The following is a 26,004-nucleotide window of genomic DNA, read 5'->3' on the forward strand; positions in this document are numbered from 1 at the left end:
ACAATGACAAGGCCGATGGTGGCCTTGGTGGTTTGGGCTATTTCAAGAGAAACAGAAAAGCTCAATCGTTGGATTGAGCCTTAGATGAAATTGAAGAATTTCTAACTTATTGAAAACATTAAGAACTTAAGGTGGGTGTCTTATTAAATTTGCATTGTCGACTTATTCGCATGTTCCTTAGGGTGGGTGTCTTGTTAAATTTTTACATTAGCGAATGAAGTCCGGAGCACGCCATAGAGAACATAACAAATTATGTTCGCTAAAAAGCGATCCGAACTTTATCGCACCATTGACACCGTCTGACTTATGGGTGACCCCAATTATTTTCTACTTTTCCAACGTGAAATATACTGGATAAAATTAAAGTATATTTTTAGCCAGTCAACTAAGTTATGCCTGTCCTGTATTATTGTTGCCATTTGCAAAAAAATTCTCGAGATATAGGTCCCATAAATTTCTTAGCATATTCTCCACTAGGCGTTTGGGATATATCTTCTAGGAAACATGATTTAAAAGAACTTGCTAAAACGGACTGCTTTTCCTCCATTAACAAGACCTCCTCAATAAATAAAAATAACTGTTTCAAATTTGTGTCATCTATTGTTTCTTGCCAATCTGGTTCAACTCGCTTTAGTTGCTTACCCTTGAACCGATCTTGATCAATAAAATAATGTGCAAACTCATTACACACGCCACAAAATGTAAAACTACCATCATCTTCAATATTGTAATTATCTGCTGACTCCCAACGAGAAGAAAATGCAGGAATCAAACTATAAAAATAATTTTTTAGGTCTTCAGGCGTTGTAATCTTCACTGGTTAAGTTCACCTTTAATAGCATTTCTCATATCTTTTAGCATTTCACCAGCAGCATGCCGATCTGAAGCTGATGCATTAGGATTATTCTTCAACCACTTTTCAAGGCGGATAATAACTTGTGGACCTTTATTATTCAAATGATCAGATCCATTCAATAGTTCACCGTTACGATATTCCCATCTTGCAGCATCTGCTGTACTCCCAGTACCTTCATAAGTAGAATGAAGGTCGCCTTTATATACATCATCAACAATGTTACTAAGTTTGTGATCATCTACTTGTGGACGCTTAAAACTCCCCTCATAATCCCCCGCTTCTTGATAACCATAATAATTACGACTATCTATAGTTCGATCAGATACACTATCAGGACTATAATCATCTTTATAAACTGTAGGGTTACCACCACTATATTGATAGCTATCAGCACTACCTACATCTGTCTCACCCCCATGACTCGATGCTTTTTTAATACCAAATAAACCAGCACCAATACCAAGCACTTCTAAAGCAAACTCCGCTCCTTGCTGTAACGAAGTAGAATGCCCAGACTCAGACCCAGCTCTACCCTCTGCTTCCATATACCATTGGTGGGTATCAATATCAACATCCTGTACGCCAGCAGCTGCGGCAGACGCGACGTTTTTTTGCAGGTCGTTAAGTGTTTCGCCTATCGCTTCACTCATCAAGGCGTCTTTGCCGACATCAATGACTGTTTTTATAACACCACCAGTCAATACACTCATTGCAAGCATAGCGGCATTAGCTTCTTCTGCTGGCAATGTAACAACAAAGTCGCGAACCTCATCCACACCTAGCAGAATTTGTTCTGCAGGATTGCTATGAAGACCTGATGTAATTACATAGCTACCTTCACTATTTATATTAGAGGAATTAGTTAATGGATCTGTTTTAATTTCTGGTGAATCTAACCCCTTCCCATCAAAAATAGCTTTTTCATTATTCAAAATATTACCAGCGGCTTGGTAAAGATTTGGATTCGTCATGATTGATTTGGCAATTTTTGGATCCACCCCTGCATCAATCAGCGCATCCAATGCCGCTTCTTCTCTTCCTTGTAATTGTTCAGCTACCTGAGGATCATTAATGTCATATAGGAATTTTGTGACACCCGTCATTCCAAGAGCATTGGCCCCATCTCCGGCTAACTCATTAGTCTTTTCAACATCATTGGCAATGTCCTCCCAACCTTTAATTGACAACATGCGGTTGTCCACTGTGAGGTTGGCGTCTAAGCCGCCACGTTCAAGGTCTTTGGTGATTTCTTGGCTGTTGGTAATGTCTCGGTTAAGGTCTGCGAATTGCGCTTGATCGTCTATATTGCTACCGCCAACGGTGACATTACCAAGACCTATGGTGGCTTTGGTGGTTTGCTGTTTGTCATGCCCATTAAAACTGGCGCTGTAGATAGACTGGCTTGGATCCATCGGGTCTTTAGTATCTGGATCGGTATTGTCAGGTGTCTCTCCCGTTGCTAAACCACTTACTGAGTAACCAAGGCCAATGTTTTGGTTGGTATCGGTATCCTTGATATCAGTAACGCGTAAGGTGTCGGTGGTGAGGGTCAGTTGGCCATTGTCTTCGCCTTGTGCATTGGTCGATGCCAATAGCGCGCCCGTTAAGCTGGTGTCCTTGGCGGTGATCTTGACTTGACCACCCGTGATGCCACTTTGTTGTGCCACCCAAGCTTTTTCTGAGTTGCCTTTGCTGGCGTTAACACCCCCTCCCGTGACGCCGGAACCCGCTGGCGATTTAGAGGGGTCGTCATTGTTACCTTCCCAACCTTCGTCACTGCCACCAAGGGAAGCGCTTACGCTAAATCCAGCACTGGTGCTGCTACCACTTGAGGTATTTTGAAGGCTTTCAACTGTCAGGCTGCCCGTTGTGATATTAACGTCATCGGCACTGACATTGCCGCCCTTAATGGTCAGGTCATCGCTGTTGCTAACAAGACTGCCCGCTCCGATTTGGCTATTAACGTAATCGGTCGCTTGATAATCGCTGCGGCTTTGGCTGGCATTGATGCTGCCACTGTAAGAGGTGGTGGTCGGCTGTATGCTGACGCTAATGCCACCGCCTTCACTGTGGCTTTCGGTATTTTCGGTATAGGTGTTTTTACCTGCGCTGATGTTGATATTGCTGGCATCAAGAGCAAGCTGCCCTGCGGTGTTGATGTTTGAGCCTTCAATATTGAGATTATTGTCACTGGTTAGGCGGGTATTGCCACCCACTTGTAGGTTGGACCCCTTCCATTGAGTTTGACTGGTGGTGGTTGAGGTGGTGTCGGTTTGCGTGGTCACGCCCGCTGTGGCGTAAAAACCCGTTCCGGCACTGGTGGAGGCCGCTGCTGCTGCCGCCGCACCAGAGGCATAAACGGCCGTGGTGGCGCTGGCCACGTTGGCAGTCGCCACAGCGAGGTTGGCTTTGTAAAAATCTAAGTCACTTTTCGGCAGCTTGCCTTCGTCCACTTTTTGCTTGGCCTCTTCGTAGGCCGCTTTGGCGTCTTTGACGGCATCTTTGGCTTGATCCAAGGCCCGCACGGCAAGGTAGGTATCCGCATAGGCATTTTTCACACCCACTGTTAAGGTCTTGGTTTTGGTGATGCTGTCATTGGTGGTGTCATAGGAGTCTTCGCGACCACCAATGAGTACATTCTCGCCTTCAATGCTCGCGTCATTTTGCACCGACACATCACTGGCGATGATGGCCACATTTTTGTCAGCCTTGATATTCAAGTTACCCGCTTGCAAGTTCGACCCAGCCCAAGTATTCGCCGTGGTGGTGGTACGCTCAGTACGGTCTGTTTCCGTGACACTTGCTAGGGTCAGCTCCCCTTTTTCAGAAGAGAAGCTGGCGCCCTCCCCTGAAACAGTCTGGTCAGTGTGTGAGGTGCTGGTCACGGTGCGTTCTTGCGCCGCGTCGATGGTGACATTTTGTGCCGTGAGGTTGGCGGTATCGCTCACCGCCACTTGCGCGCCAATGAGGGTCAGGTCTTGTTGTGCAGTGAGGTCAAGGTCGGCTGCCGCTAGGGTGGTGGTTTGTTGGGTCAGTGTATCGGTACGGGTGGCATCCGACTCACCCACCTTGATTTCCCCATGGATCAAACCGGATGTCGCTGCGGCGGCCACCGCGGCCACCCCTTTGACAAGGTCTTTAAACACGCCACGGAAGCTGGAGGAAGATTCACTCCATTCGCTGCTTTCTAATGCCTGAGTAGTAACAGTGACGTTGCCCGCCAATTCGCCTTTGTTGTTGACGTATTGGCCGCTGGCGTTTTGCGTCACCGCTTCGGCGCCGATGGATAAGGTGTCATTAGCCGCCAAGGTCGCGCCTTCTAGGGTGATGTTGCTGCCGCTGTCTAGGCTGATGTTGCCACCGCCAATAAGGTCACTGGTGACGGCGGTTTGTTTGATGAAGCCTTGGTCTTTGGCTTTGACCTTAAAGGTACCTTTTTTCTGTTTCTGGTAGCGTTGAGAGCTTTGGTCCACGGCGCTGAGCAGTTGGATGTCACCCGCCGCTTGCACGCTGATGTCGCCATCCGCAGACGCTTTGCTGCCTGCCAAGAGAATATCAACACCCGATGCAATAGTAAGGTCGCCGCCGGAACTCAGATTGGTGCCTTGATTGGTCAGGCTTTCCGAGGAGGTGGTTGTGGTGGAGCGTTTGGAACCGAACATACCCGACTTTTTCTTTTTCACCTGCTGATAAGACGAATTGTGCGCGGTTTCTGTGGTCAAGACCACATCGCCCCCCGCCGCTAAGGTCAGGTCTTCGCCACTGCTTAAAGTGGAGCCTTTGGAAAAGATGTCGTTCTGGCTCACCAGAGTCAAGGCACCGCCGGCGCTTAAGTCGGTGCCTGTTATGCTTTCGTTATGGCTGCGTTTTTCGGTGGAGTTGCCGCCACCGCCCACAAAGCTATAGGCGTCCTTGGTGTCTTTGACGGCCAAAAGGTCTATGTTGTTGGCGGCTAGGGTCAGGTCTTCCTGCGCTGCCAGCTGAGCGCCTTCACTGGTAAAGCGATTGCCCGCGCTGAGTTGAATATTGCTACCTGCTAAGCTGTTCACCTGATGGGTGACGGAAGAAGCGTTTCTTCTATAACCGCTGGATGATGTGGTATTTTTTACGCTACTCAGGGTTATATCGTTTCCTGCACTGAGACTGAGCTGATTTGCAGCTTTGATACTAGAAGCTTCGCTAGTAAGGTTATTGCCCGCACTGAGTTGAATAGTGCTACCTGCTAAACTGTTCACCTGATGGGTGACGGAAGAAGCGTTTCTTCCGCGACCACTTGATACAGCTGTATTTTTAACACTACTCAGGGTTATATCGTTTGCTGCACTGATACTAAGCTGATTTAACGCTCTGATTGAAGAGGCTTGGCTAATAAAATTATTGCCTGCTTGAGCTAAGATTTCCTCATCAGCACTCATCTCACTGCCAGTGAGGCTAATGTCATTGCCCGCCACTAAGTTGATAGTCCCGCCTTGTAATGATGCAGTGTCTCCCACCAAGGTTTGCGTGTTGGAAAAGATCCCAGACTGGGTGCTAATGGTTTGATTTTGGGTTTCACTGGTGATATTGCCACCGGCCACCAGACTGAGCGTACCATCGGCCGTCATACTGCCTGAATTATTAATGTCATTGGTGGCATTTAAATTGGTGTTGTTTCCAGCACTCAGGCTTCCGCTGTTAGTGAGGTTATCACCGCTCAAAGAAAGATCGGCTGTTGCAACAATAGCACCGGAATTGACCAGATCACCGTCCACTTGGATATCAATGCTGTTGGCGGCGATCAGAGCACCGTCTGGCCGCAACACCAGATCGTCGGTATTGGGCAAGTACACTTTTGGCACCAAAGCTTGCTGAGGGCCGGAATCGGTTTGCACTGTTTCAGTCACCATCCATACGATGGGCTGTTTCAACTGGGCCACTTGCTCATCACTGAGTTCCACCCCTACGGTTAATTGCAGCGCTTCATATTCGTCTAAAGCGTTGTCCATCAAGGTCGCGTAGGCGGATTCGATGTCCACCTGATCGGGCAAGGTTTGGAAGCCGGTATAGGATAAAATTTGCTCACGCACCAAGTTTTGTTCTAATAAGCCGTCGCCGAGACGCGATGCGGTTTTGCCCGTTCGACCTTGTTCATCGCCAAGCATTTTATTGAGCATGTAATCAGAGGAAATGAAGGTTTTATAATTAGTGAACAGGGGGTTACTTTGGATTAGGTAGCCAGAATCTGGATTGTCGGAAGCAGAATAAAGGGCACTCTGTACAAAAGAGCCCACATTAAGGTCATTAAAAATGGCATCACGGCGGGAATTAATTACTGACGTATTTGGATCAGTCACGGTCGAGTCTAGATCACCATTCATGGAAGTCGATGAGACCGAATCTGCAGAACCTATGTTAGAGACACTCTTGGCTTGGCCAGTAATATTGCCTCCAGCGGTAAAAGTTGCTGATGCTAAAACTACCTGTCCGGTTTTAATATCAGAATTAGCCCTATCAAAAGAATTCACATAACCTTTAACAAAATCAGCATTTTGATCATAGTCATAGTAATAAATTATTTCATCTATATCTTTATACTTATAATAATTAATAAGGTTAACAGTTAATTCGTTTATATTATCCGCCACATAACTAATATTATTTAGATAACCTAAATTATGTTCCAAATTTCCATTTGATATTATATTTGAATAGTAATTATCAACATTACTTTTTATATCAATATCTTCCCCAGAAATAATATAAGATTGACTACTGTCCTTTAATATATATTCATATATGAGAGTATTAACGATTTCAATGTTAACAATATTAATATCATTAACTTCAACACCTGAATAATCCTCTTCATATATTTCTACCTTACTATCATTTACTGATCTCACTTCAAAAAAATCTTTTTTATTAAGCAAATTTTCAGCCAAAATAGTTAAATCACCTGACGTTTCTATTCTTGCCGAGCTATTGGTTAAGGTATTTGCTGTTTCTAAATAGCCACTGCCTAAGCTGTATAGCACGGCACCTGATTCATTATTGATATTGCCAGTGGAGTACAGATCCAGATGTTCATTGGCAACGATTGCCCCACTGCTGCCTGTGTTTAACAGACTGTTGGTATTCAAATACACCTGATTGGCACCAATGGATCCATGGTTGATCAGGCTGCCTAAGGTTAAATCCAAGTTGCCATTAAGTGCCGTAATGTAGCCGCTACTTTGGTTGGTCAGGCTGCCTGAGCGAGGATTCTCAACAATATCCTCTCCCTCTGTACTTTGAGTGGCTTGCGTGGTTTGTATATTGTTTTGTGCTTCGATCTTGGCATTGTCATTGGTTAAGGCACCTTGCCAGTCCATAGTGATGCTGTCGTTAGCGCGAATCAAAGCTTCTGAGGTATTGTCTATGTTGCGGGCGGACAAACGCAGGTTTTGTGCGGATTCAATCTGACTGGCGGTATTGATCAGATCCGTCTCCGCCTCAATGGTCAACAAACCATTGGCACGAATGCTGGCACCGTTAGTGTTGCTCACCTCTCCCTGAGTGGCGGTTAAGGTCGCATCGCCTGTGGCACTGATCTGGCTGTCGCTGGTGTCATTGTGAATGGCCGTGGCCGTCAATGTCACCTTCTTGCCGGTCAAGGTTCCCTTATTGGTTAACGGCCCTGTGACAGTAATGGTATCGTCGTCTTCTTGTTTGCCAATCGCAATGCTGAGGGTGCCATTTTGCGCCAACAGGGTACTACTGACGTCATTTTCGAAGGCTTGACTCAACAGAGTAAGATCATTGACCGCTTCTATATGGCTGTCAGTATTGGTTAGCTTTCCGGTTACCCTTATGTCCCCCTCCGTATCGGCATGAATAATGGCACCATCTTTATTATCCATGTTGCCTTGTACGTTTAGAGTAGCCGAATCGGTGGAGTAAATTTGGCCGTTGGTCGTGCGATTGCGCAGCTCGGTGGCATTAATCGTGATGCCTTTTCCCGCCAAAAGACCTTGGTTGTCTACCTGCCCTGTCGTTATCGTCAAGGCGTTGTTTTGAACTAAAAACTGCCCTGTGTTGGTCAAGTTTTGGCTGTTGATGGTTGCGGCTGTTTTGCTCTCAATGACGCTGTTGGTGTTGATAAGATTGCCTTCCGCATCCAAGGTCAAATCCGCATTGGCATGCACCAAGGCGCCGTCTTCATTAGTGATATTGCCGTCAATATCAAGAACCATAGCATCCATTGAATAGATTTTTCCGTTAGCCGTGCTGTTGATCAGTTCAGTGGCGTTAATGGTGATGCCTTTGCCGGCGATGGTACCTTGGTTGTCCACCTGCCCTGTCGTTAGGGTTAACGCATCGTTTTGTGACTGTATTTTACCTGTGTTACTCAAACTACTCGCGGTTATGTCTAGCGTTGCTAAGGACTCAATGGCCCCGGTGAGGTTGTCTAATTGTCCTTGCGCTGTGATGGTGAGCGCCTTGTCCGACGCAATGGACGCCTGATCATCATTGCGTAGATCCCCCGTGGTGGTCAGCGTCAACTGCTCCGCGGCAAAGATCTGGCTGTTTTCCCCTGTGTTGTTGAGCGTGTCTGTGGTGACGGTGAGGGTGTAACCAGCAATAGTACCTTGGTTGGTCAGGCTGTCTGTGATGAGTGTCACCTCGCCATTTTGACTGAGCAGTTTGGCGTCTTCTTGATTCTTTAAGGTTTGCGCTTCTAACCGAATGGATTCAGTGGCTTGAATGGCGGCGTCTGCGCCACTAGAAACAAGGTCTTTTGTGGTCTTGATGTTAATGCGATTGGCCAGTACTTCACCGCTGTTTTCTAACGCATTGGCTTGAATTTGCATCTCGTCGGCGCTTAAGGGGGCACGGTGGACAATATTGCCTTGGGTGTCCAAAGTCATGTCTTCAACGGCTTTGACTTCGCCGCTGAGGTTGACTCCTAAACCCCGCTCGGTGCCGATCAAATGAATGCGATTGGCGTACATGCCGCCAATGGCCGCCACGTCCAAGGCGAATGTTTCCCGCTCATCATTGGAGCGCGCCGTCACCGACTTGTCTTGGTAGTTAATGCGATTGTCACCGGTGATAATAGTGGCTTGATCGGCCCAGAGTTTGGCGTTGAGCCGAACACTGCGCGCCAAAATGTCCAATTCACGGGTTTGTGTGTCGTTTAAACCGTCACCAGTAATAGCGATGTCACCCTGGGACACATCAAAGCCAGACAAGCCGCCCGCGCCATCGAACAAGGCTTGGCCTGTGGTCAAGGTGGCGCGGGTGGTGTTGATGAAACCACAACCATTACAAGTGATGCCATTTTGGTTGGCAATGATCATCTCTGCGGATTGCCCCGCGATTTCCATATAGCCATTTAACGCACTGCGGCTGTTGCCCGTGACTTCGTTCAAAATGATGCTGGCGCTCTTGCCCCCCAAGCGGGCGTTGCCATCAATGTAACCCGCCAGCTCAGTGTTGGTAATGTCTGTGGCGTTATTGAAAATCAGACCTTTCTTCTCCACATTAAGCTGATCGTATTCATTGCGCGACACGCCTTTCGCAGAAGGGGCATTAATATTGACAATCGGGATGCCACTGGCCGAAGTATCAAACGCAGGCGCATGAGCACTGTTTATCGCCGCCGTCGCCCCCTGAGCCAACAACACCCCCGGCGCGAACAAATAGGCCGACAACATAATCTGCGCTATGTATTTTTGATGGCGACGACAAGGGGCCAAAAGAGAAATGGGGGATGAGGAATGCGCCGGTTTGATTGGCTTTACGGGAAAGGCGAAAGTCGAATTCGTCGGCTTTCTATGCCATAGGGCAACAGCAGAAAAATAAGATTGGATGGATCGCAATAAGGTCAACATTCGACTCTTCCCTAAGTTTTCGTTTACTTCCATTAACTGAGGCCAACTTTGAACCTTAGATAACGACTCTAAAAACGTTGAATGGATTTTTTATGCTGCAAAAGAACGAAAATCCACTTTTGCACTTAAAAACCCATTACTATAACTTACGAAAGTTTACATAAAAGCAATAGAGAGAACAATTCTTATTATCAAAATAAAAAACAACAAATAAAATTCTTTTATTGTTTTGCATCTCTAAACCCACGTGCCAGTGCGCAAGTGGCTTTGGTGTTTTTTCGTTTGTTTACTACAAGCTCAGGGGAAGAGTCGGAGAGATTTTGAGCGGCAAGAAGAGCGGCGGATTCGGCCACGCCAAATACGCCGACAGTATTGAAAACGTATTCCGAGCGGGTGCTGAGCAAGGGTTCCATAGCCATTAGTACATCCGCAGAATAGGTGTGGAAAGGCCATTGGTATTTTTGTGCCAAGGCGATCAATTGGGTTTCATCGGCTTTGATGTCGATACTGTTTAAGGAAGCAATATCGTTGGGCGTCAGTCCTTTTTGTTGCAAGGTTTCCAGCATGATGTCTTCTAAATAAGACAAAGGACAATTCCGCTCGCAACCCATACCCAGAGTATAAATTGGATTAAGGTAGTCTTTGGCGGTGGTCATAACGAGTTGCGCTTGGATTTTTTGCGCGATTTGCGCAGCCCATTCGTTCGCGCCACCTTCGTGCCCCGACAACAAAGGGATCACAAATTGTCCTAGTTCATCCATTACCAATATCGGTGGGTCTTGGTATTTATCTTGTAGAACTGGCGCTAAAGTTCGCATCACAATGCCAGTAGCACAGATAAAAAGCATGGGTTCCTGTGCCATGAAAGCCGCTTGCACTTGCTCTGCAAAGGGCTTGGGCTTGTAGTCTAATTGCCCTTCTGGATAATACTGCAAAATCCGCTCAGCCAATGCTTTTCCAGCCGATGTCAATGCAATGATGCGCATCAGCGAGTACCTCGCTCCGTTTTGGTAACGACAAATAGGGAGAAATACGGACCGGCTTTGTCTTCTAACTGACTCACGTCTTCAATAATTCTCTCGTTATCACGACCTATGTATTCCAGATATTTCGCCTGATGTAATCGCTGAGTTTTGCGCAATGCAGTAAGGATTTTTGGTCGCGCACGACCCGCTTTCATAATGACAACCGTATCGTGCTCCGCCAAAGCGGTATCAATCTGCTTAGCAGTGTGACGACCACTGACCACGGCAAAAGATTCTTTTAATACGGTTAATGGATGACGAAGCGCAGAAGCTGCCGCATTAATGGAGGACACCCCTGGCACCACCTGACATTCAAATAAACCAGTAATACGCTCTAAAAGATAAGAAAACGAGCCAAAGAATAATGGATCACCTTCGCATAAAAACACCACATCCAGCCCTATTTCTAAGGCTTGGGTGATGCGCTTAGCGCCATCGTCATAAGCTTGATTGGCCAATTCTCTGTCGGTCGACATGGGCATCTTAATGGCAATTTCCTGTTGAGGATGCGACACCGCAGAAAAGGCCTCTCGGGCAATACTTTTGGCCTGTGAACCTCCTTCCTCATTGGCCAGAAAACTCACCACCTGCGCACTTTGAATCAGGCGTAATGCCTTCAAGGTTATTAGTTCTGGGTCTCCTGGACCCACCCCCACCCCGATAAAACGGCCTTTGTTTTTTGGCATTGAGGCGTGATTGGTGGTGCTCATTAACTCTTTCCTATCTGTAACAGTCTCACTTAAATTCATTGCTCAATAACATTTCAAGCCATGCAGATAAAAGTCAACTTATGGTGTAGTAGGACTGCTGTCGTTGGTTGACACAATCCAATGCAGAAAGGCGATGGCAGGATCTGACAAAGCTTGCTGATTTGATGTGACCATATAATACCCGCGTTCAGAAGCCACGGCAAAGTCCTCCAACGCCACCAAGATGCCACTTTTTATTAAATCGTCCAGCAGTGGCGACCACCCCAAGCCAACCCCTTGTCCAGAAATGACCGCCTGCACCAACAGAGTATAATTATCAAACTCCATGACGGGTTCTGGTGGTGCAATGCTAGAGTGATTCAATCGGAATACCTCAGCCCAATCCATCCATTGCTTTCCGGCTTCTAAGTTGAGTTTTAATAAAGGTAAGGAGGACAAAGCCTGCATAGAATCAACGGGGGCGTCAGCGAGTAATTTCGAACTGCACACTGGATAAACATGTTCGGTTAAGAGCCTTTCGCTACGGTAACCTTGATAATGACCATCGCCAAATAAAATCGCAATATCCGCTTGGGTAGAAGCCAAATCCACTTCCGATTGTGACGCTTGAATACGAATATCAATATTAGGGTATTGTTTGCGGAATTCAGGCAACCTTGGCATCAGCCTAAAAGCGGCAAAGGCGAAATCCGTTGCGACATTTATGCGCGGATGTCGATTTTTTTGCTTCACTTTTTGCAGTGCATAACGCAACTCTTTGAGATGCTTTTGCGTCGTTTTTAGCAAACTGTGACCTTCTTCCGTGAGCATCACACCGCGATAAATGCGCGCAAATAATTTCACTCCTAATGCCGTTTCTATACCGCGAATTTGCTGACTTACCGCAGGTTGCGTCATATTTAATTCTTTGGCTGCGGCGGTAAAGCTTAGTAAACGGGCAGCGGCTTCAAAAACAACAAGGGATTGCAAAGGCGGTAAATCATCACATTCTAACATAAGCAATACTAATCCCATCCATAACTTTATCCCCAGTTTACAGCCTTATTAGAGAGGTGTAATCCTATAAATATGCAAGAACACCTAAATTCACATTAAAAATACTTATTCTATTTTGTAGAGGAATTGCTCTATATGTCACAACAAAGTAAAGCATCATCGTCACCCAATATTCTTTTTATCATGGCAGACCAAATGGCGGCTTCTGCTTTAGCCGCGTACGGTCATAAGGTGACGAAAACGCCTAATCTAGACAAATTAGCCAAACAGGGAGTCGTGTTTGACTCTGCTTACTGCAACAGTCCATTATGTGCACCTTCTCGCTATGTACTGATGACAGGCCAGCTGCCGAGCAAAATTGGCGCCTTTGACAACGCTGCGGATTTTCCTGCAGACATTCCAACCTTCGCTCACTATTTACGTGCACAAAACTACAAAACCGCTCTGTCTGGAAAAATGCATTTTTGTGGGCCAGACCAACTTCATGGGTTTGAAGATCGTCTAACAACAGATATTTACCCAGCCGATTATGGCTGGTTCCCCAATTGGGATGACCCTGATACTCGCCCTACTTGGTACCACAATATGTCGTCTGTTACCCAAGCTGGGCCGTGTGTTCGCAGTAATCAACTCGACTTTGATGATGAGGTGGTATTCCATGCACAACGCTATTTATATGACTATGTTCGACGTGAGCAGGATCGACCTTTTTGTCTAACGGTTTCCATGACTCACCCTCATGACCCTTATGCCATCCCGCAAGAATATTGGGATAGATATCGAGACGAAGACATCGATCTACCGAAAGTAACCATACCTAAAGAAGAGCAAGACCCTCACTCAGCAAGGCTACAAGAGGTATACGCTTATTACGATCAAGAACTAAGTGAACAGCAGATTCGTAATGCTCGTCGAGCATATTATGGTGCCATCAGCTATGTAGACGATAAAATTGGCTTATTGCTCAAGGCGTTAGAAGAGACTGGTTTGGATAAGAATACCATTATCGTGTTTTCTGGTGATCACGGTGACATGCTAGGTGAACGTAATCTCTGGTACAAGATGTCCTTCTTCGAAGGCTCTACTCGAGTGCCTATGATAGTTCACGCACCCGATCTTTATCAGCCAAAGCGTGTTAAAGAATCGGTTTCCACCATGGACTTGCTGCCGACTTTCTTAGACATGGTCAATATCGATCACAACACAAATTTTGCAATGCCGATTCAAGGCAGAAGTTTGCTGCCCCATCTGACAGGTCAGAATGACGGCCATGACGAAGTGATTGGCGAATATTTTGGCGAAGGTACCTTGGCTCCTTTATTTATGATTCGTCGCCAGCAATACAAATACGTTTGCTGCTCTATCGACCCTGAACAATTATTTGACTTAGAAAAAGACCCATTAGAACTCAACAACTTAGCTGAAAAAGCAGAATATCAAGAGGTATTGATGGACTTCCGCAAGGAAGCGGCTAATCGTTGGGATTCAGATGCACTCAGCCAACAAGTATTAATCAGCCAACGCCGCAGACGCCTGATAGTAAAAGCATTAAACAAAGGCAAGAAAGTCGCTTGGGATCATCAACCCATATTCGATAGCAGTGAAATGTATATGAGAAATCATATTGATTTGGACGACCTAGAAAGTCGCTCTCGCTTCCCTAAAGTGAATTAGGGCAAACGTCATTACTGATGAAAGCAAACGTAAAATCACCCTAAGATAGAGTTCAATCTGGATACGAAAAACAGCACTAAAGGTTGTGAAAGACAGCATTGAATTATGAAGGTTTCACAAACTGCCATAAAGTGACTGGCAAATTAGGACGATAGAGAGTTTGCCCCGCCAAAGACTGCGCTTTAGACACAGCCATTTCTATGCTGGTTTGATGCGCGTCTTGGGCCTGCTCTCTTTGTTTTGCGAAGGCGCTGACTTGCCATTTGGTGTCTTCCGTCACCGCACTCACCACCAGCACACCGCCCGCTGGCAATAATGACCAAGCTTGATTCAAGAGTGCGTCCAATTCCCCATCACTGCCGCCAATAAACACCTTATTAGGCGTGGGTAACTTGGACAAAATCTCAGGCGCTCGTCCATTCACGAGATGCAGGTTTTGCATGACACCAAACTTTTGCTGATTGGCTTGCAAGCAAGCCCAACGCTCATGGTGATGTTCCACCGCATAAATATCAGCATCAGGATGCCAATAGGCCAACTCGACACTGACCCCACCGCAACCTGCACCAATGTCCCACACCACGTCTTTCGCCGCCAGCTGCATGTAAGACAAAATCATCAGACGCACTTCTCGCTTGGTGATCATGCCTTTGCCTTCTTCTTTGTCGGTCACGAACAAAGCATCGGCAATGCCAACCGAAGCAGGATAAAGGCTAGTTTGAGCAGAGGTTTCCAACACCACCACATTCAGCGGATCAAAATTTTGCTGAGATTGACTGAGTTCCTCCACAGCAAAAGAGGTGATTTTTTCGTGCGGGTAACCTAAGGCTTCACAGACGGTGATTCTGCTTTTGTCCAAGCCTGTCAGTACGCATTCTTGTGCAATGGCGGCTGGATGGCTCTGTCCATCAGTCAACAAAATCAGGATTTTATTAGCCTGCAAATGACGGCGTAATGATGGCAAAGGTCGACCATGCACACTCACCACCTGCGCCTGTTGCAGTGATACTCCCAAACGATGACACGCCACCTGCACACTGGACACATTGGGATAAAAAATCACCTTATGGGCACCAAAGTGTTTCACCAGCCAAGTGCCAATGCCATAAAACAAGGGATCACCGGATGCCAACACAATGACAGTATTGGTGCCTTGCGATTGCCATTGATCAAACTCAGCAGACAACTGCGACAGCTTTGGCAAGACTTTCCTTTGCCCTGACGTCACATATTCCGCGACGGTTTCTTGTTGCCTTGGAGATCCCAGTATCACATCTTGCTCGCCCAAGGAGTCAAAAACAGACTGCGCTTTAGCATCTAAATTCGCCTGTTCATTAACGCCTAAGCCTATTACATGAATTTGCATCAGTAATACTCACCTATATTACAACGCAATAAGGCATTACAACTGGCCGAGGTCACCGCACTGCCCCCCATGCGACCCAATAAAGTAATGCATTCAATGCCCAAATCTTGATGCGCTTGCCACAAAGCCTCTTTGGATTCTGCCGCGCCCACAAATCCCACTGGCATGCCAATGATTAAAGCGGGTTTTGGGGCACCTTGTGCAATCATCTCTAAGAGTCGAAATAATGCGGTGGGCGCATTACCAATCAAGACCACACTACCAGCAAGATGACCTTGCCAAAGAGACAAAGCCGCCATAGAACGTGTCTCACCTTTTTGCTTGGCCAATCCAGCCGTTTTTGGGTGATTTAAGAAACATAAGGGTTCCTGTTCAATCATGCGTTTGGTCACCCCTTGCTTAACCATTTCTACATCACAAAGAATGCTGGCATTTTTCGCTAAAGCCTCCCGCCCGGCTTGCGTGGCGTGTTTACTAAAACGCACCTGCTCAGCCACTTCAGGAAAGCCCAAACTGTGCACAATACGCATCACCACCTGTTGTTGATCCTGATCCCAAGCTGACAAGTCTGTTAGGGCGCGAATCTGACGAAAGCTGTCTTGTTCGATCGCTTTGGGATCGGGTTGGTAGTGAAAATTGTAATCCGAAGAAGGTGGTGTTTTTTGCATACTATAAGGGTCTTTATTCCAATATCTTGTTATGACGAATGGCAAAACCAACACGCCATCAATTTGCCCAAGCTTGTTGGCAAGCCTGTAAACAGGCTGCTAGGTCATCAAATTCTCTATCTGCTGACAGTAACTCCGGACGCGCCTGCACATACACAGGCAAATTCAGATTACGCGCGGCAACAAGCTTAGCATAGGTTGCTTTACCACCGCTGTTTTTGCTGACGATCACATCAATCTTATGCTCTGTTAATAACGCCAGCTCGTCTTCATAAGCAAAAGGGCCAATGGCTTTTAACCACACTACTTTGTCCGGTAAGGGAAACTTGGCAGGCACAGCGGTACGCCAAACAATATTGTCCATTTGAGATTGATTTGCTAGGGTCTGCAGCCATTCTTGTGTCATTTGCCCAGCACTTAACAATGGACGCTGGTAGTTGCTTAATACGGACAACAAATCTTCTTCATTTTGATAGAAATGCCAATCATCCCCCGTTTCCTGTTGCCATGCGAGGCGATGAAAACGCCAACAGGGTATGCCAACTTGCTGCGCCGCCAAAACAGCCTTGCTACTCATGGTTTGCGCGTAAGGGTGAGTCACATCGACAATGGCATCTATGGTTTGGTCTCGCTCTGCTTGGCTTTGTAAGTAGTTTACTAGACCGCCAAACTGGCTGAAGCCACCCACTAAAAGCTCACAATCCACTTGAGGAATACGCACCAATCCCGCCAAACTGTAAATCACCTGAATACCGGATTGGTGTAAAGCATCGGCCAAGCGTCGCGCATCGGCGGTGCCGCCTAATAACAAGATACGCTTCATTAAGGCTTATCCTTAGCATCGGCCTTAACATCGTCCTTAGCATCGTTCTTGGCAAAGCCCACAAACTGGCCTTTTCGATCAATGGCCCACACTTCCAATGCAATGTGCTGGGGAATATAACGACGAGCAAAGCTCACCGCTTGAGCACACACTGCATCGGCTAAAGGGAGCTTCTCTTGCTGGGCAAAACTCAAGGCTTCGACACTGGTGTTGGCCTCTCGCATGCGTTCTTGCAAGTCTTCGCTTGCCCCTAAAGTGGCCGCCAACGCCGCCAACGTGGGTAGATCAATACTGGACGCTCGACTGTTGAGATCCATATGCTGTTGCGCCAGTTTACTGATTTTGCCAAAACCGCCACATAAACTTAGCTTAGTCAATTGTGGCTGTTGTGGGCTTTCCACCTTACGAAGGTGTTTTAGCACGGCGCCAACAAAATCCCCCATCTCCAACAAAGCCATGTCGTCTAAGCCATAATGCTGTTTTATGGCGGTTTCACTGGCATTACCTGTGGTGGCGGCCAGATGGGTCAAGCCATTGGCGCGCGCCACATCGATGCCCTGATGAATAGATGCGATATAGGCCGCACAGGAAAAAGGTCGCACTATGCCAGTGGTGCCTAAAATGGACAATCCACCCTGAATGCCCAAACGCGGATTCATGGTTTTCAAGGCAATGGAGGCTCCGTTTTCAATGCCGACGGCTACCTTAAAGCCACCTTGATAATGATAAGTCTCAGCAAAGCCCAATAAATGCTCTGTCATCATTTGACGTGGCACGGGGTTAATCGCTGGCTCCCCAACCGCCAAGACCAATCCGGTTCGTGTCACTGTGCCGACACCCTCTGCCGCGTAAAAATGCACGCCAGGCTCCGCGCACAAAGTCAGCTCCACAAAAATTCTGGCTCCGTGGGTCACATCAGGGTCATCCCCTGCGTCTTTGATGGTGCTGGTGCGAACGCCATTGGCCATGGCCTGATAAGATTCAATCACCAATTCAACCGATTTACCTTTGGGTAGCAGGATACTGACCGTTTCATCTTGGCGCTGAGCAAATACGTATTGCGCCGCCGCCACGCAACAAGCGGTGGCACAACTGCCCGTTGTCAGGCCAGTGCGCAGTGGTGCTTTCTCTTCACCGCTTTCAGGCCACACTTTAGCCAGCCTCGTCCATGCTTGCCGAAGTGCCAAGGAAAACGTGCGCGATGGCTTCTGGATTGGATGGAAAGAACAAATGCAAATAGCTCGCCGTGAGTCCGCGCGTTTGGTAAATCGCCTCACCAGGGGCTGGGTGTCGTTGACGACGGCCGTGAGCCACAGGCGTTGGTGTATTGGCGCTACGAGATCTGTGGTGCGCATGGGCTCGCACCTCCCCTTGTGGCAACACAGCGGTTTGCATGCCTTGGCAACCTCGCTTGCCGCGCATGGCACCTTGGCCGCTTAAAATCCCCAACATGGGGTAAGTGTTCTCTTCTAAATCCGTCAGACTTTCCAAGCTATACAGCATACCGCCACATTCCGCTAAGATGCCTTTGCCCGATTGGAAAAAGGCTTGAATCGCCGCCAGCATACTTTGATTCTCTGCTAACGCTTGCGCATGAAGTTCTGGGTATCCGCCCGGTAACCAAAGAGCATCGGCAGCGGGTAAATCTTGATCATGCAGAGGCGAAAAGAACACATAATTAGCGCCTAATGAGGTTAGCGTCACCAAGTTGGCAGCGTAAATAAAGCTGAAGGCTTCGTCTTTCGCAATGGCAATGGTTTTGCCTTGTAAAGATTGCGTTAGTGAATGGGTCGAAAGTCTTTTTTCACTGGGCGAAAATGCCACGGCTTTGGGTAAAGACAGCAAGGCATTATCTTCTGAAGACTCAAGCCATGTCACGGCAGCGTTAAATTTTTCTTCCAGCTCATGTGAGACTTCATGGGCCTGTACCAAGCCCAAATGACGCTCAGGCAAGGTCACTTCTTCATCGCGTTTTAAACTGGCCAATAAGGCTAGATCACTGGGTAAGGCATCACGAATCAGTTGCGCGTGGCGTTCACTACCACAACGGTTGGCAATCAAACCGGCGACCGTTACATCTTGACGAAAATGTGCCAAGCCAGTTGCCAATGCGGCTGCGGTTTGCGCCATGCCTTTTACGTCCATGACGATGACCATAGGCAAGCCAAAGCGGGCGGCCAAATCCGCACTCGAAGGCTCGCCATCAAACATGCCCATCGCACCTTCCACTAAAATCAAATCCGCTTCTAAAGCCGCTTGATACAGTTTGTCTTGGCAATAGTCTTCCCCCGCCATCCAAATATCCAGCTGCTCGACAGGTTGCAGTGAGGCTTGCGCCAAGATTTGCGGATCCAAATAATCTGGCCCCGTTTTGAACACACGAACACGCTTACCTTGCTGAGTAAAATAACGCGCTAAGGCTGCGGTAATGGTGGTTTTGCCTTGATTTGACGCCGGTGCCGTCAAAAATAAAGCGGGGCAATGGGCCACAGGAGTTGTCATAGTTCGGTCTCAAACAAGGAATCTAAAGAAACATAATCGGCATTCAAGGCTTGGGCAATGTCGCCACCTCGGCCGCGTTTAATCGCAGAGGCTTCGATATCAATCAGGGCTAACGCTCCGGGTAAAACGACATCAGCTACGTCCGCTTGAGTGCGTCCATCGGTTAATAAATAGGTCTGGCTGTAAAGCTCAGGCTCTCTTCTATATTGTTGTTGTAAATAACTCTGCGCTTGCAGTAATGCATCTCGAAATGGCGTACCGCCACCAGCGGGCACCTCATCTAACCATTTAGCAATGTCTTTTGGTGCGCGGCCTCTGGCCATTAGTTCACTGACATCGTCTTGCCCAAAACCCAAAACGGTCAAATGTTCACGGGCCAAATAGGCTTGTTGCGCTATGTCCAAAATCACCGCTTTGGCCTTAGCTAAGGTATTCTCATGCAAGGTTGACGCTGAAGTATCCAATAGCACCAAATGCAGTACTGTTTGTCCGGTCTTCGCCGCTTTGAAACTCAAATTTTCAGGCGGCCACTGTTGAGGCTGACGAGATACACTGCGAAACCAATCCACACTTTGCGAGGTTTGCTGCGCATCATGACGATAACCGCCACGATGCGACCCTTTAGACTTTCCCGGCGTTACCTCGCGCAGGCTATGGCGACTAGGATTCGTGACCTGCTTTGAGGCGGACACAGGCACTCGAATGGCCTGATCCGCCGCCAGACTTTGTGGTGGCATACTGCCCCATTCTCCTTGGGATTGTTCTTGATTGTCATCTTGTTCAGGCGCTTTATTTTGCTGAGATGACGATTGGCCTTGGGAAGAATCAGACTGCGGTGGTTTACTGGCTTCAGGACGTCGTGAAGGTGGTGTCGGCGCACTGACATCCTGACGACGATGGGCCAAGACTAATTCGGCTACCGCTTGTACATCTTCTAAGGTGACACTTTGTCGATTGCGCCAAGCCGCATGAGTCATGGCGGCTCGCACCCAAACAATGTCACCACGAACCCCATCAATATTGGCTTGCTGACAAAGTTCAGCGATATTAAAGCGCATCTCATCAGCACAACGTACTTGCTGTAATTGTTCTCGCGCTTGCAAAATACTCTGTTTTAGATTGCGTTGTTTGTACTTAAAGGCCTCGCAAAACGCGCTCGGGTCTTGGTCAAACTCATCACGCAAACGCACAATTTGCACACGCTCTTCAATGCTGTATTGGTTGCTAAGATTGACCATAAAACCAAATCTGTCTTTTAGCTGCGGGCGCAATTCCCCTTCGTCAGGGTTCATGGTGCCAACCAACAGAAATTTGGCTTCATGCTGATGACTCAAACCGTCACGCTCTACTCGATTGACACCACTGGCCGATACATCCAGTAATTGATCCACCAAATGATCCGCCAGCAGATTCACTTCATCCACATACAAGACGCCACCATGAGCTTGGCTTAACAAGCCTGGCTGAAACGCCACTTGTTTGTCTTGTAATACTTGCTCCAAGTTCAAGGCGCCTAATAATCTGTCTTCGCTCGCCCCCAAAGGTAAGGTGGCAAAAGGCACATCACCCTCATCAATAATGGCTGGCATAACGCCTGCTAAACCACGTGCCAAGGTTGATTTGGCCGACCCCCTTGGACCACTGATTAACACACCACCGATCAAGGGATTTACTGCATTGAGAAGCAAGGCTAGTTTCAATTTTTCTTGCCCTGCTATGGCAGTAAAAGGAAAATCAAAAGAAAGGTTCGATGTCATGAATTTATCCGTGTTTGCGGGGATTAAGATAGCATTGCCTGACCTTATCCGCAGGAGCCAACGCTGTCAAACGCAAAGCATTCAGTCAGGGTTGAATTTAACACATTTTATGACTCAGCATCCTGTCGAAATTGCGCCACTAAGGTTTCCACCAAGCCAAAGTCAAAAGCTTCAATCGCCTTTAACAAAGCCGCTTTATGGCCATCAGTTAACTTGTCTTCCAGATATACGAACTCTTGTTCGATGGCCGCCACATCGCCATTTTGAGCCGCATTCAGTAAAGCTTGCCAATCCTCGTCCGTCATCTCTTTTGAATCAAGGTGTTGTTCGGCTTTTTGCAGCTCGATATGTTGAATTTGCCCTGCCTCAACCGACTCCTTCATGCCAACTGCTAATGTACCTAAATTGACACCAGCAGCATGGCGATCTTCCGTTAAACTAACAAACTTCACATCCAAATGGTTATTGATGGCGCGATAAATATCTTCCATTTGATAAGGCTTAGGGATCACTTGCCAAAATCCTTGTTCCATCAAGGCTCGCTGTTCATGTTCCAAAGTGGATGCAGTGACCGCCAGCACAGGGATATCTGCCTGTGGATTTATCCCTTGAATCGACTTCAACAGTTCTAAGCCTGTTTTGTTCGGCATACGAATGTCTGTCATTACCAGATCAGGCATATCTTGTTGAAACGCTTGCCATGCTTGCTCGCCATCTTGAGCTTCTATCACCTGACAACCCACCTTTTCCAACAGTGACACCAGAATGTCTCTTGACCATTCGTCGTCCTCTGCCACCAAAACTTTGATTGGCGTTTTGAGGCGCATATTTACAAAAAGCTCGCCGTCGTCTGTGCCATTAGTTGTAACATCAGATATTGGATTAAAAGGCAGATCCACTAAAATATGCGTTCCTTTACCAAACACACTCTCTACTTTAAGTTGCCCCTGCATCAAGTTAACCAAGGTCGAAGCCAACGCCAAACCTAAACCTGTACCACCAGATTGTTCTCCCGCTTGACCTTGTACAAAAGGCGTAAACAAATTTTCCATGAGTTCTTGTTCAATGCCCGGCCCCGTATCATCCACTCGCACATGAATGCGATCATGCAAGATATCCACACTCAGTTTAACTAAGCCTTGCTGAGTGAATTTGATCGCATTACCCACCAAGTTAGTTAGCACCTGATGGAACTTTATAATATCCATCCAGACAATTTGTCTTTCGCTAAAATCACACACGACCTCAAACTGCAAACCTTTGGCTTCTGCTTGCCCTTGCAGTAATTTGCCAATTTGTTGGACCTCCTTACACAGATCCATTTTCTGCTCTTGTAGCACCAAACGCCCTGACTCAATGCGTGCTATGTCCAAAACATCATTGATCAAGCTGAGTAGGCGCTCACCTGCACTGGCGATGGCCAAAAAGCGATTTTGAGCCACTCCCGTTAGATTACTCTCTTCACGAATCAGTTGGGCATAACCAATGATGGCATTTAATGGTGTACGGATTTCATGGCTAATGTTCGCCAAAAATTGACTTTTTGCACGGTTCGCTTGTTCGGCAGAATCTTTGGCCTGTTTTAGTTGTTGTGATACTTGTTTCTGTTCAGATATATCCGTCATGATATTTCCGACTGAGATAGATTTACCTTCCTCGTCTTTGATTAAGAAATACATCTCATAGGTAGGAAAAATCTCACCGTCCAATCGTTTTGCACGCAACTCTCCTTGCCACATGCCATGCTCCTTCATATAAGGGGCCACGATTTTTTCCAGATATTCATGAAGAGACTGTGGATAAAAATCTGAATAATGATATTGCGCTAATGCCTTATCACTAACCTCCTCACCAACACCTAATAAAGAACGAATGGACTTATTAAAGTAACTCACCTGCCCCGCCAAACTTCCCATGGCAAAACCTTGTGCTGAGTTATCTGCAAAACTTTTAAATAACTTGAGCTGGTTAATTAAATCATGACGCTCTGTAATATCATGGGCAATACTTAATGTGCCACGAAAGTTAATTGAGGCTTCAATGACCGGCACTCGGTGAATTTCAAACAACCTATCTTCTTGTAAGGCCTCGGAATACCCCCAAGATTGATCCTGTATAATTTGCCCAGTTGTTAGGGCGGATTGATCCCGTTGATGGTAAATTTCCCCAATACCATCAAGGTTTAACTCTCTATCGGTTTTCCCCTGAACCGCTTCTGCTGGCTTGCGATGGAAATCAAAAAAAGCCTGATTACAATTCAAATAGCGACCCGATTCGTCCTTATACCAGACGACATCAGGCAGATTGTTCAGTAAGGTTGATAAGGTCAGTTCGCGCTGTTGTGCTTTTTCTCGCGCTGCGATTAACTCATTTTCGGTATCAACCCAATAGCCAATGTCTTCTATGGTGCCTGCAATACTTTTTATCCCCTGACGTGCATCACGACGAGAAACACGGCCACGAATCTCAAGCCAGTAACGTTGCTGAATTGGGTTATGCAGTTGCAACCTAAGGGTAAACACCTTGTGATCATCTGAGCCATTTTCCAGCATATGCTTTTGCCAATCTTTAAACGCCTGCTGGTCATCCTCCAACAATAAAGCTAACCATTGTGATATTTGCTTTGGTGTTTGATTTTCTGCAAAGCCCAATTGCAAGAAGAACTCGGAAGACATATATAAACGATTGGTCGCCGGAAACCATTCCCATACACCGCCTTTGGTGGCTAAAACGGCTCGATAATAACGGCGCTGAAGATGTCTGAAACGCCATAATGCAATGAGTTGAAAAATGACCAAGCACAGCAAGGTTGTGACAAAGACCGCTACCAGCAGATAAAACAGCTCTGCAAATCCCATTAACTCTTGCTCCTTAGTAAAGACTTGATTCATTCAATCCATCACAATTTTTCGGGCTTATGGAAATGGTAGCCTTGCCCCCATTCCACACCCAGAGATTTCAGTAAATCGACAATGGTTTGATTTTCTACAAATTCTGCAACGACAGGCTTTTTCAGCATTTTGGCGAGTTTGACAATGGAATCGACCATACCAAAATGAATTTCATTTTGATGCATGTCTTTAATAAACATGCCGTCTATCTTAATCAAATCAAACGGCAAATCCATCAAGTAAGCGAACGAAGAAAAACCTGTCCCAAAGTCATCAAGTGCGATGGTACAACCTTGTTCATGCAATAAGGACATAAAGTTTCGAGTATCATTAAAGTTATTCAGAGCTTCCGTTTCAGTGATCTCAAAACAAAACTTTCGTCCATCCAGCTGATATTTTTCTAGCTGTTCAACAATGAAACCAGAAAAGTTCGCCTGACGAACCGACAAAGCAGAAATATTAATAGCGACTTGCTCTATGTCTTCCCATAACTGGGTTCGATGCGACAATTCTCGCATCGTATGCTGAATCACCCAGCGATCTATTTTCGATATGATGCCAAAGCGCTCTGCCGCACGAATGAAATCATTAGGGTAAATTAAACCGCCATTTACCTCATCTTTGAGACGCACTAAAATCTCGATTTTCTTCTTCGACCTGCTTTGGGTTAATGAACATACTTGTTGGAAATGCACTTCAAATAAGTCTTTCTCCAAGCCATCAATAATGCGCAATCCCCAATTCAAATTGCCTCTATATTCTTTAAATTCCATGTCATCGGCATCTTTTACTACCCGAGTTTTAACCCCTGATTTCTTACCGGCATAACAAACTTCATCCGCCAGCATGACCAACTGTTCAAAAGAAGAAATTTGCTGGGTGATGGGCAAGGCAACTTGCGTGACACTGATACGAAACTGTCGCTCGTCCCAAGCAAACGTAAAAGCTTCTAACGCCTGATGAAACAGACGGAAAAATGACGCAACAGCTTCCGCGCCACCGTTATCCAATACCACGACAAACTTATCCCCACTCATACGTGCACAAAAATCTCGCTTAGGATCAATTTGCTCAGCCAGCAGTTCAGCCAGTTGATGCAGCAGTTCATCACCAGCGATACAACCACAGGAGTCGTTAATTAATCTAAATTCGTTAATGTCCATTAAGGCAAAGTAAGATAATTGCGTATTAGCTGGCTGAGTCGGTAAATCGGAAATCAGGTGAGTGACGTGTTCATCGAGTGCATCACGGTTATATAACTGGGTAACAAAGTCATGTTGCGCCAGATATTTGAGCCTATCTTGCATATAACGTCGTTCATTGATTTCTTTACGCAAATTTCGATTCAGTAAATTTAAATCCGCCGTACGTTCATGAACTTTGTCTTCCAAGGTGATGGTCAATTCTCTTAGCTCTTGCAGTAGGCGATATTTCTCAAGCTGATGTTGTACTCGTACACGCACTTCGTCGACTCGAAATGGCTTACTGATAAAATCATTACCGCCCACCTCAAAACCAAGTGATATTTCGTCTGCCAAAGCCGTCACAAAAATAATAGGTAACTCTTTATACTGTTCTAATGAACGAATTCGACGGCAAGTTTCGAAGCCATCTATGCCCTTCATCATTACATCCAACAAAACCAAACAAGGTTGCGTTCTATTAAGTAATTCAATTGCACGTTCACCTGAGGTAGCCACGGACACCTGACAATCTAATGATGCTATTACGTCCTTCAAAATACGTAAGTTTTCCGGCACATCATCAACTATTAAAACCGTTGGTAGAGAATCCATTAAAGACGCCACCTTGCAAACTAATCAATTAAAATAAAAATCAATCTCTTTGGGATAAACCGCCACTAACCAAGGCACCAAAGGGCTA

14 protein-coding genes are annotated in these 26,004 nt (G+C 46.5%); 1 reads left to right on the top strand and 13 read right to left on the bottom strand.

What is annotated here, in order from left to right:
- Positions 1-406 precede the first annotated feature (406 nt).
- The 5 genes from ACXAH2_RS14085 to ACXAH2_RS14105 form a co-directional block, all read right to left on the bottom strand.
- Positions 407-817, bottom strand: coding sequence for a hypothetical protein (locus tag ACXAH2_RS14085; RefSeq protein WP_475079368.1), 411 nt, complete (start codon positions 815-817; stop codon positions 407-409).
- Positions 814-9,708 (bottom strand): hemagglutinin repeat-containing protein, encoded by an 8,895-nt coding sequence (locus tag ACXAH2_RS14090; protein WP_475079370.1) that lies wholly within the window; start codon positions 9,706-9,708, stop codon positions 814-816. The genes ACXAH2_RS14085 and ACXAH2_RS14090 overlap by 4 nt, the downstream gene beginning before the upstream one ends.
- Before the next feature lie 221 nt (positions 9,709-9,929).
- Positions 9,930-10,694: a cobalt-precorrin 5A hydrolase gene (locus ACXAH2_RS14095; RefSeq protein ID WP_475079372.1), complete on the bottom strand. Its 765-nt coding sequence runs from the start codon at positions 10,692-10,694 to the stop codon at positions 9,930-9,932.
- The gene (gene cobI / locus ACXAH2_RS14100) at positions 10,694-11,443 is read right to left on the bottom strand and encodes a precorrin-2 C(20)-methyltransferase (protein ID WP_475079373.1); all 750 of its coding nucleotides are present in this window, start codon (positions 11,441-11,443) and stop codon (positions 10,694-10,696) included. Before cobI ends, ACXAH2_RS14095 begins: the two co-directional genes overlap by 1 nt.
- A 78-nt stretch (positions 11,444-11,521) precedes the next feature.
- Positions 11,522-12,457 (bottom strand): LysR substrate-binding domain-containing protein, encoded by a 936-nt coding sequence (locus ACXAH2_RS14105; protein WP_475079375.1) that lies wholly within the window; start codon positions 12,455-12,457, stop codon positions 11,522-11,524.
- 117 nt (positions 12,458-12,574) lie between these two features.
- Here ACXAH2_RS14105 and betC point away from each other — a divergent pair, with 117 nt between their 5' ends.
- Complete coding sequence (betC, locus tag ACXAH2_RS14110) at positions 12,575-14,113, top strand: choline-sulfatase (RefSeq protein WP_475079376.1); 1,539 nt, start codon at positions 12,575-12,577, stop codon at positions 14,111-14,113.
- 103 nt (positions 14,114-14,216) lie between these two features.
- Here the strand turns inward: betC and cbiE are convergent, their stop codons facing one another.
- From cbiE to ACXAH2_RS14150, 8 genes are all read right to left on the bottom strand, one after another.
- On the bottom strand, positions 14,217-15,479 hold the full coding sequence (gene cbiE / locus ACXAH2_RS14115; protein ID WP_475079378.1) for a precorrin-6y C5,15-methyltransferase (decarboxylating) subunit CbiE: 1,263 nt from the start codon (positions 15,477-15,479) through the stop codon (positions 14,217-14,219).
- Entirely contained in the window at positions 15,479-16,147 is a 669-nt protein-coding gene (locus ACXAH2_RS14120) for a precorrin-8X methylmutase (RefSeq protein WP_475079379.1), read from the bottom strand. Before ACXAH2_RS14120 ends, cbiE begins: the two co-directional genes overlap by 1 nt.
- A gap of 58 nt (positions 16,148-16,205) precedes the next feature.
- Positions 16,206-16,970: a precorrin-6A/cobalt-precorrin-6A reductase gene (locus ACXAH2_RS14125; RefSeq protein ID WP_475079380.1), complete on the bottom strand. Its 765-nt coding sequence runs from the start codon at positions 16,968-16,970 to the stop codon at positions 16,206-16,208.
- Complete coding sequence (locus ACXAH2_RS14130) at positions 16,970-18,121, bottom strand: cobalt-precorrin-5B (C(1))-methyltransferase (protein ID WP_475079382.1); 1,152 nt, start codon at positions 18,119-18,121, stop codon at positions 16,970-16,972. The genes ACXAH2_RS14125 and ACXAH2_RS14130 overlap by 1 nt, the downstream gene beginning before the upstream one ends.
- Position 18,122: 1 nt before the next feature.
- Positions 18,123-19,472, bottom strand: a complete 1,350-nt coding sequence (locus tag ACXAH2_RS14135; protein ID WP_475079383.1) for a cobyrinate a,c-diamide synthase — start codon at positions 19,470-19,472, stop codon at positions 18,123-18,125.
- Positions 19,469-21,229, bottom strand: a complete 1,761-nt coding sequence (locus tag ACXAH2_RS14140; protein WP_475079385.1) for an ATP-binding protein — start codon at positions 21,227-21,229, stop codon at positions 19,469-19,471. Before ACXAH2_RS14140 ends, ACXAH2_RS14135 begins: the two co-directional genes overlap by 4 nt.
- A gap of 107 nt (positions 21,230-21,336) precedes the next feature.
- Positions 21,337-24,120 carry a PAS domain-containing hybrid sensor histidine kinase/response regulator gene (locus tag ACXAH2_RS14145; protein WP_475079386.1) on the bottom strand — a complete coding sequence of 928 codons (2,784 nt, stop codon included), beginning with the start codon at positions 24,118-24,120 and terminating at the stop codon, positions 21,337-21,339.
- 8 nt (positions 24,121-24,128) lie between these two features.
- Complete coding sequence (locus tag ACXAH2_RS14150) at positions 24,129-25,916, bottom strand: two-component system response regulator (protein ID WP_475079388.1); 1,788 nt, start codon at positions 25,914-25,916, stop codon at positions 24,129-24,131.
- Between the last annotated feature and the right edge of the window lie 88 nt (positions 25,917-26,004).

The organism is Marinomonas sp. ABL3_031 (assembly GCF_056161265.1).

Coding starts and splice junctions, on each gene's coding strand:
- ACXAH2_RS14105 (WP_475079375.1), bottom strand. CDS start 12,457: ATGGGATTAGTATTGCTTATGTTAGAATGTGATGATTTACCGCCTTTG.
- ACXAH2_RS14135 (WP_475079383.1), bottom strand. CDS start 19,472: ATGACAACTCCTGTGGCCCATTGCCCCGCTTTATTTTTGACGGCACCG.
- ACXAH2_RS14125 (WP_475079380.1), bottom strand. CDS start 16,970: ATGAAGCGTATCTTGTTATTAGGCGGCACCGCCGATGCGCGACGCTTG.
- ACXAH2_RS14145 (WP_475079386.1), bottom strand. CDS start 24,120: ATGAATCAAGTCTTTACTAAGGAGCAAGAGTTAATGGGATTTGCAGAG.
- ACXAH2_RS14095 (WP_475079372.1), bottom strand. CDS start 10,694: ATGCGCATCATTGCATTGACATCGGCTGGAAAAGCATTGGCTGAGCGG.
- ACXAH2_RS14140 (WP_475079385.1), bottom strand. CDS start 21,229: ATGACATCGAACCTTTCTTTTGATTTTCCTTTTACTGCCATAGCAGGG.
- ACXAH2_RS14090 (WP_475079370.1), bottom strand. CDS start 9,708: ATGTTGACCTTATTGCGATCCATCCAATCTTATTTTTCTGCTGTTGCC.
- ACXAH2_RS14120 (WP_475079379.1), bottom strand. CDS start 16,147: ATGCAAAAAACACCACCTTCTTCGGATTACAATTTTCACTACCAACCC.
- ACXAH2_RS14150 (WP_475079388.1), bottom strand. CDS start 25,916: ATGGATTCTCTACCAACGGTTTTAATAGTTGATGATGTGCCGGAAAAC.
- cbiE (WP_475079378.1), bottom strand. CDS start 15,479: ATGCAAATTCATGTAATAGGCTTAGGCGTTAATGAACAGGCGAATTTA.
- betC (WP_475079376.1), top strand. CDS start 12,575: ATGTCACAACAAAGTAAAGCATCATCGTCACCCAATATTCTTTTTATC.
- cobI (WP_475079373.1), bottom strand. CDS start 11,443: ATGAGCACCACCAATCACGCCTCAATGCCAAAAAACAAAGGCCGTTTT.